Source organism: Halalkalibacterium ligniniphilum, from assembly GCF_000334155.1.
In the GTDB taxonomy this organism is placed as follows: domain Bacteria; phylum Bacillota; class Bacilli; order Bacillales; family Bacillaceae_D; genus Halalkalibacterium; species Halalkalibacterium ligniniphilum.
Genome location: NZ_ANNK01000127.1, coordinates 51,049 through 57,584, shown reverse-complemented (window position 1 = coordinate 57,584; position 6,536 = coordinate 51,049). Strand labels below are relative to the sequence as shown.

Genomic DNA, 6,536 nt, shown 5'->3' with positions numbered 1-6,536 from the left:
GACATGCCAACGATCCTGTTGCTGCAATTACGGATACGTTAGAATTTGAAAAAGCTGTAGACGAAGCTCTTGAATTTGCAAAAGAAGATAAGGAAACCTTAGTCGTCGTTGTAGGTGACCATGAGACTGGTGGAATGGTTATTGGCACAACTCCTGGTGGATATGCAGACAATATTTCCATTTTAAAAAATGTTAAAGCAAGTAACAATGTGATTGCAGAACAATTAGTTACGAATGCTCTAAGCCTTTCCCTAACAGGAAGCAAAGAAGTTGATGGAAATCATTATCTTCCAGTTCGCCAGGCAGCGAGACAATTCAGTACATCATTTACCTATGATTCAAAAACAAGAAAAGCAGTATTAAAGAATAATACACACAGCGTCACTCTTGACTTTGGTCGCCAAGAAGTTAACAACGGGAGAGAAGTAAAGTTATTTGATATGTTTTATGACGCAGAAGAGAAAAGTAACTATGTGAACGTTCAATCATTTGCTGAAATGTTTGGTAAACATGTAGCCATTGGAACAACAAGCAATAAGCCTGAAGAAACAAAAGCGTACGTAGCCAATATTAACGAAATCGTTTCACCTTTCGTTGGCTTTGAGATAACAGAGGAAGATGAAAAAATGATTACTTCAGTCAATTGGAACGATCAGTATGCATTATCAAACGTACTTGGAACGGTCGTTTCAAACCATGCGTACATCAGCTGGGGAACACGCAATCATTCTGGCGTCGAAGTTCCATTATATGCTTATGGTGAAGGAGCAAATGAATTTGTTGGCTTGCTTGACAATACTGATTTGCCACGAATCATCTCTTATTTAATGGGAACTGAGTTGTTTACTGATGAAGAGAACTTTATGAGCCAACTAGAAGAAAGAAGAACGAATTAATTGTCTAGATCAAGATATCATCCCTGAAACCCAGCCCACTTATAGGCTGGGCTTCAGCAATTTAACAATAAACAATTATTTCCTGAAGCTTTCTAAATACCCAAGTCGTTCTGAAATTTCCTTTGCGGCCTCAACGACATTTTTCGTATGGTTCGGGATACTATGTCGGTTAATTCGTTGGATCGGGCCGATAATGTTGATGGCAGCCACAACTTCCCCAGTATAATCTCGAATCGGTGCGGCAATCGCTGCCACCCCTTGATAAATTTCTTCGTTACTTACTGCATAGCCTTGCTCTCTTATTTCCGCTAAAGCCTCTCGAAGCTGAACGGAGTCAGTAATCGTGTTATACGTATAAGCTTGCAATCCATTTTCCGTAAGCTTATCAAATAATTTTTCTTCATTAAATGCAAGTAGTACTTTTCCTGAACTTGTACAATGTAATGGATTTCTATTCCCAATTTGGGTGAAGGCACGGACCGCATGCGTACTTTCTACTTTGTGAATACAAATAGCCTCTAATCCTTCAAGTATATTTAAGTGCGATGTCTCTTCAGTCTTGGTTAATAAATTATTTAGAACAGGGATAGCTTCTTGATGAATTTCAATATCTGCTGTTACAACACCACTTAATGATAGAAGAGACCAGCCTAGGCGATATCGATGGTTCTTTTTATAGACAAACCCTTCACTAGCCAATGTTGTCATTAACCTACTTACCGTACTTGTTCCTAAATTTAGTGATTTTGCTAATTCCGTAATTTTCTTTTCAGGCTCTTCGGAAGAAAAGCTTTTTAGTAAACGTAAAGCATTTTTAACCGATGATAACGTATTTTCTTTTGTTGTTTTCATTCCTGCTTTCATCCCTACACCTCGCTCGTCGTTTTATTTCCACATAAAGCAATATATTTTCATTTTGTTCCCTATAAACAATAATATAACATAAAAATTAGAATTATGAAAAAATTATCATTGGTGACGTGTTAAATACGATTAGTTGGAATATTGAAGATTAAAAACTGATTATTCTAGATACATTTATTTTTACTGTCGGATTTTGTCGAAAAAAAATGTGCTGATTAAGAAAAAATTTAAATTAATTTTGCATATAGCGGGAAACTTTAATTGTTCATCTCTTATAAAGGGATTAAAATGTCAATAAGCTAAAAAATCATAAATTTTAGAATTATCAGTTTTCATTAACGGGGGTGAAATGTAAAATGCGAAGTAGCTTGTTTAATTTTTTGTTTCGAGAAGGTCATCGAGAATTACCAACAGGAATTTACTATTATATTTTTATTACCTTCGCCTTGGTTATTTCGGCTTTTACGTTATGGTTAGGTGGCATTGGCAATATGAGTCCGTATCACTACAGTGTCATTTTTGTCGGATTTATTCTTCCTCTGGCGTTTTTAACAACGCGTGGCACAAAAAAAATAAGGAAAAATCCTTCTGCGTTTGATTTAACATCTGCCTTTCTCTTTTTTCTAGCTTGTATGTATATTGTATGGAACATGGATTACTTTTTGACAAGGGTGAGCGGATTAGATTCGTTATCTGCCTTACAAATGATTGCTGGTCTAATCATTCTTATCGGTGTCTTGGAACTTTGTAGAAGAACACTCGGCTTTGGGTTAACGTCAATCCTTGTTATCGGATTATTGTACGCGTACGTCGGTCATGTTCTTCCAGGCAGGTTTGGCCACCGCGAACTTTCAAATGAGCGTATTCTAGAGGAATTGATTTTCACGACAAATGGTGTATTTGGTGCACCTGTTCAAGTAGCAGCAACCTATGCGTTTTTATTTATCACCTTTGGTTACTTTTTCAAGAAGTCTGGTGCCGGTCAATTTATTATTGACTTTTGTGCTGCATTGGTTGGTAGACGTGTGGGGGGATTAGCAAAAGTTTCCGTAACAACCTCTGCAGCGTTTGGTAGTATTTCTGGAAGCCCGACAGCAGATGTAGCTGCAACTGGTTCAATTACAATTCCTAATATGAAAGCAAAAGGGTATCAACCAGAGTATGCCGCAGCAGTAGAGGCCAGTGCGTCCTCAGGAGGGACTATTTTGCCGCCAATTATGGGCTCGGTTGCTTTCCTGATGGCTGAATTTACAGGTATTTCTTATTTTGAAATCATCGTTGCCTCTCTATTAAGTGCGATACTCTACTATTTAGGGGTTTATTTCCAAGTTCATTTCCGTTCAGTGAAGCTTGGAATGGTTGGAATGCCGAAAAGTGAGATTCCTAATTTATTTAAAACAATCCGTGCTGGTTATTTTTATGCATTTCCAGTGATTATATTAGTTTGGGCGATGGAGCAAGGATATACACCTTCCTTAGCAGCAACGTATGGGATTATTGCTACCTTTCTAATCAGCTTTATTAAAAAAACTACAAGAATTAGCTTTAGAGACATCAAAGAAATTTTTACAGATGTTGTTTACCATATTGCGCCTTTAACCGTAGCAACGGCGGCAGCGGGGATTATTATTGGTGTCATAAATTTAACAGGGCTTGCTGGAAAATTTACATCTTTAATTTTCACAGTAACGGGTGAAGCGATATTTTTATCATTAATTGTAGGCGCTTTCATTTGTATCATCCTTGGAATGGGAATGCCTACCCCATCAGCCTATGTCCTTGTAGCGACACTTGTTGCTCCAGCGTTACTACAACTAGGGCTTCCTTTGTTACAAACACATTTGTTTTTACTCTTTTTCTGTGCACTTTCTGCAATAACACCACCAGTAGGGGTTGCCTCCTTTACGGCAGCGGGGATAGCGAATGCAAATCCTTTAACAGTTGGTGTTCAAGCAACAAAATTAGCGTCAGTCGGTTTTATTCTCCCGTTCATGTTTGTGTACCATCCAAGTTTGCTTATGCAAGGCAGTGTATGGCAAATTAGTATAACTGCACTTACTGCTGTCGTAGGTGTATATGCCCTAGCTGCAAGTATGGAAGGGTATTTACGAGTAAAACTAAAATGGGTTGAAAGAGCATTCTTATTCTTGGTAGCGCTTTCAATGATTTATCCAAATCTGATTTTAAATTTGATAACAGCAGCAATATTTGTTTTGTATATTTTCCGTTATCACTGGAAAGTTCCCGCTTCTTTTACTGAGGAGAAGGTAGGGACTGAGCAGCCAAATACGTTATAAAAAACGAATGAATGGGGTGTATTTATAGTGAAAAAGAAAGTTTGGTTCACTTTATTACTAGCTGTTTCTTTGATTTTTATCAGTGCCTGTGGCGGAGGAGGAGCTTCTGATCAAGTTTCATCCGATTCGAATGAAGAGGGAAATGAAAATCAAACAGAAGAAGTTACAGGGAATGTTACTCCTGTTGATACTCTCACTTTAACAACAGTTGGAGGGTCGGCTGGAGGATTTTGGTCGATGCTTGGTGAGGGGATTGGTAGTTTAATTGGGGAAGAAGTACCGAATTTACAATATAGCTATGAAACGGGTAGTGGGGTGGGGAACATTGTTAATGTTTCTAGAGGTGAAGTTCCACTTGGTATTGCCTTTAACTTTGAAGTAATGGCTGGGCTAAATGGGCAAGAGCCTTTTAATGAACCATTGGATGAGGTAACAGCCCTATTGTCTTTGTATGATAACTCACCAGTACAGGTTGTGATTTCCAAAAGATTTGCTGAACAACACGGCATTACGTCACTTGCAGATATTAAAGAGAAAGAGGTTCCTTTGAGAGCGGCTGTTAACCAACGTGGAAACCTTTCTGAAACGGTGAATCGAACCATTTTTGAAGCCTATGGTTTTACCTACGAGGATATTGAATCGTGGGGTGGCAGTATTTTCTATGAACCGTATCGTCCAGGAAGTGAATTAATGCGAAATAATCGGGCTGATTTGGTTGGTGTACCTGTTTTTGCACCGGATTCTGCCTTTCAAGAATTGTCTACCTCTACAGATATTATGCTGCTAGAACTCGATGCGAATGCTCAACAAGTTCTTGCAGAAAAGATGGGATTAGCACCTGGTTTGATTGAAGCAGGGACGTATGATTGGCAAGAAGAGGATGTTTCTACTTCATTCGCAAGTGCATTTTTACTAGTAGATTCTGAGATGTCTGTGGAAGAGGCGTATACCATTACCCGTGCCATTGTTGAAAACATTGAAAAGTATCGCGCCCTTCATCAAAACGTATCCGAAATTACACCTGAGCAAATGGCAAATGTTGCTCCTGCAACCCTACATCCAGGGGCTGAACTCTATTTTCAAGAAATTGGTGTATTAGACTAAATTACAAATAAGGAGTGAGAGTAAATGGTTTTATCAGCAGAAAATAACAACCTCTTAACAAGTGTAGGTCCAGAAACGCCTATGGGTGAACTACTTCGACGGTACTGGCACCCAATTGCAGCTGAATCGGAAATAGGAGAGAGAGCGACAAAAAAAGTAAAAATTCTTGGAGAAGATTTGGTTTTATTCCGTAATCGAAATGGGGCTTTAGGTCTTGTTCAAGAACGATGTCCCCATCGAGGTGTATCACTTGAATATGGGATTCCAGAAGACGAAGGGATTCGCTGCCAATATCATGGCTGGTGTTTCAAAAATGATGGAACTTGTACAGAACAGCCCAATGAACCAGAAAACAGCACCTTTAAAGACCGAATTAAAATCACTTCATATGAAGTGCAGTCATTAGGCGGACTAGTTTTTGCTTACATGGGTCCTAAGCCGGCTCCAGAGCTTCCGAAGTATGACTTGTTTGTTGAGGAAAATGTTATCAGAACAATCGGTTATCAAATCATTCCATGTAATTGGTTGCAGATTATGGAAAATTCAATGGACCCTACTCATTTAGAGTGGTTACACGGACGCTATTTCCAGCACATTTTTGAGAAGGAAGGGCGTCCTGCAACTGAGTGGCCAATTAGTAAACACCATGTCAAAATTGGATTCGATGAATTTGAATACGGCATTATTAAGCGGAGAATTCTTGAAGGACAGACAGAGGAAAGCGAGGATTGGCGGATTGGACACCCTGTGGTCTTTCCGAATATGTTACGTGTAGGGGATGGAGGAGCCCATTCATTCCAAATTCGTGTACCAATTGATGATAAAACGACATTGCACTTTTGGTATACGTGTTTTATTCCAAAGGATGGGGTGGAGATTCCAAAGGATTATCCCATTACACTTTATGAATGCCCATTAAAAGATGATAAGGGGAAGTTTATCACGGATTACATCGATGGCCAAGATATGATGGCATGGGTGACGCAAGGAGAAATTGCTGATCGGACAACGGAGAAGCTTGGTACATCTGATAAAGGAATCATTATGTACCGCAAAATGTTAATGAATGAGATGAAACGAGTGCAGGATGGTGAGGATCCGAAATGCGTGATTCGAGACTATGAAAAAGCACAATTTATTGCATTGCCTCAAGAAGAAAACAAATATGATGAAGGCGAGCTTCTTACAGGGGTAGCGAAGGATTGGAATACACGATATGCACCGAATATTGATGAGATTATCGATATATGTAAGGGAAGAAAAAAACTAGAAAAAGTATAGGTAATAAAAAGTTGAGAGCCCTCTTTGTTTAGACAGTAGATGGTCGATAGAGGGCTCATTTATTAAGAAGTCGATGAGATGCTAGAGGAGGAGG

General features: G+C 39.0%; 5 protein-coding genes. 4 read left to right on the top strand and 1 reads right to left on the bottom strand.

Annotated elements, in window-relative coordinates:
- Window positions 1-896, top strand: an 896-nt coding sequence (locus tag BLT_RS0115905) for an alkaline phosphatase (protein WP_026105158.1), incomplete at its 5' end; no start/stop codon positions are given.
- A 75-nt stretch (window positions 897-971) separates the two neighbouring features.
- Here the strand turns inward: BLT_RS0115905 and BLT_RS0115900 are convergent.
- On the bottom strand, window positions 972-1,748 hold the full coding sequence (locus BLT_RS0115900) for an IclR family transcriptional regulator (protein ID WP_026105157.1): 777 nt from the start codon (window positions 1,746-1,748) through the stop codon (window positions 972-974).
- Window positions 1,749-2,116: 368 nt separating this feature from the next.
- Here BLT_RS0115900 and BLT_RS22150 point away from each other — a divergent pair, with 368 nt between their 5' ends.
- The 3 genes from BLT_RS22150 to BLT_RS0115885 are packed head-to-tail and all read left to right on the top strand — an operon-like array spanning window position 2,117 to window position 6,442.
- On the top strand, window positions 2,117-4,057 hold the full coding sequence (locus BLT_RS22150; RefSeq protein ID WP_017728764.1) for a TRAP transporter permease: 1,941 nt from the start codon (window positions 2,117-2,119) through the stop codon (window positions 4,055-4,057).
- A 27-nt stretch (window positions 4,058-4,084) separates the two neighbouring features.
- Complete coding sequence (locus BLT_RS0115890) at window positions 4,085-5,161, top strand: TAXI family TRAP transporter solute-binding subunit (RefSeq protein WP_017728763.1); 1,077 nt, start codon at window positions 4,085-4,087, stop codon at window positions 5,159-5,161.
- Window positions 5,162-5,185: 24 nt separating this feature from the next.
- Entirely contained in the window at window positions 5,186-6,442 is a 1,257-nt protein-coding gene (locus BLT_RS0115885) for an aromatic ring-hydroxylating dioxygenase subunit alpha (RefSeq protein WP_017728762.1), read from the top strand.
- The last annotated feature ends 94 nt before the right edge of the window (window positions 6,443-6,536 follow it).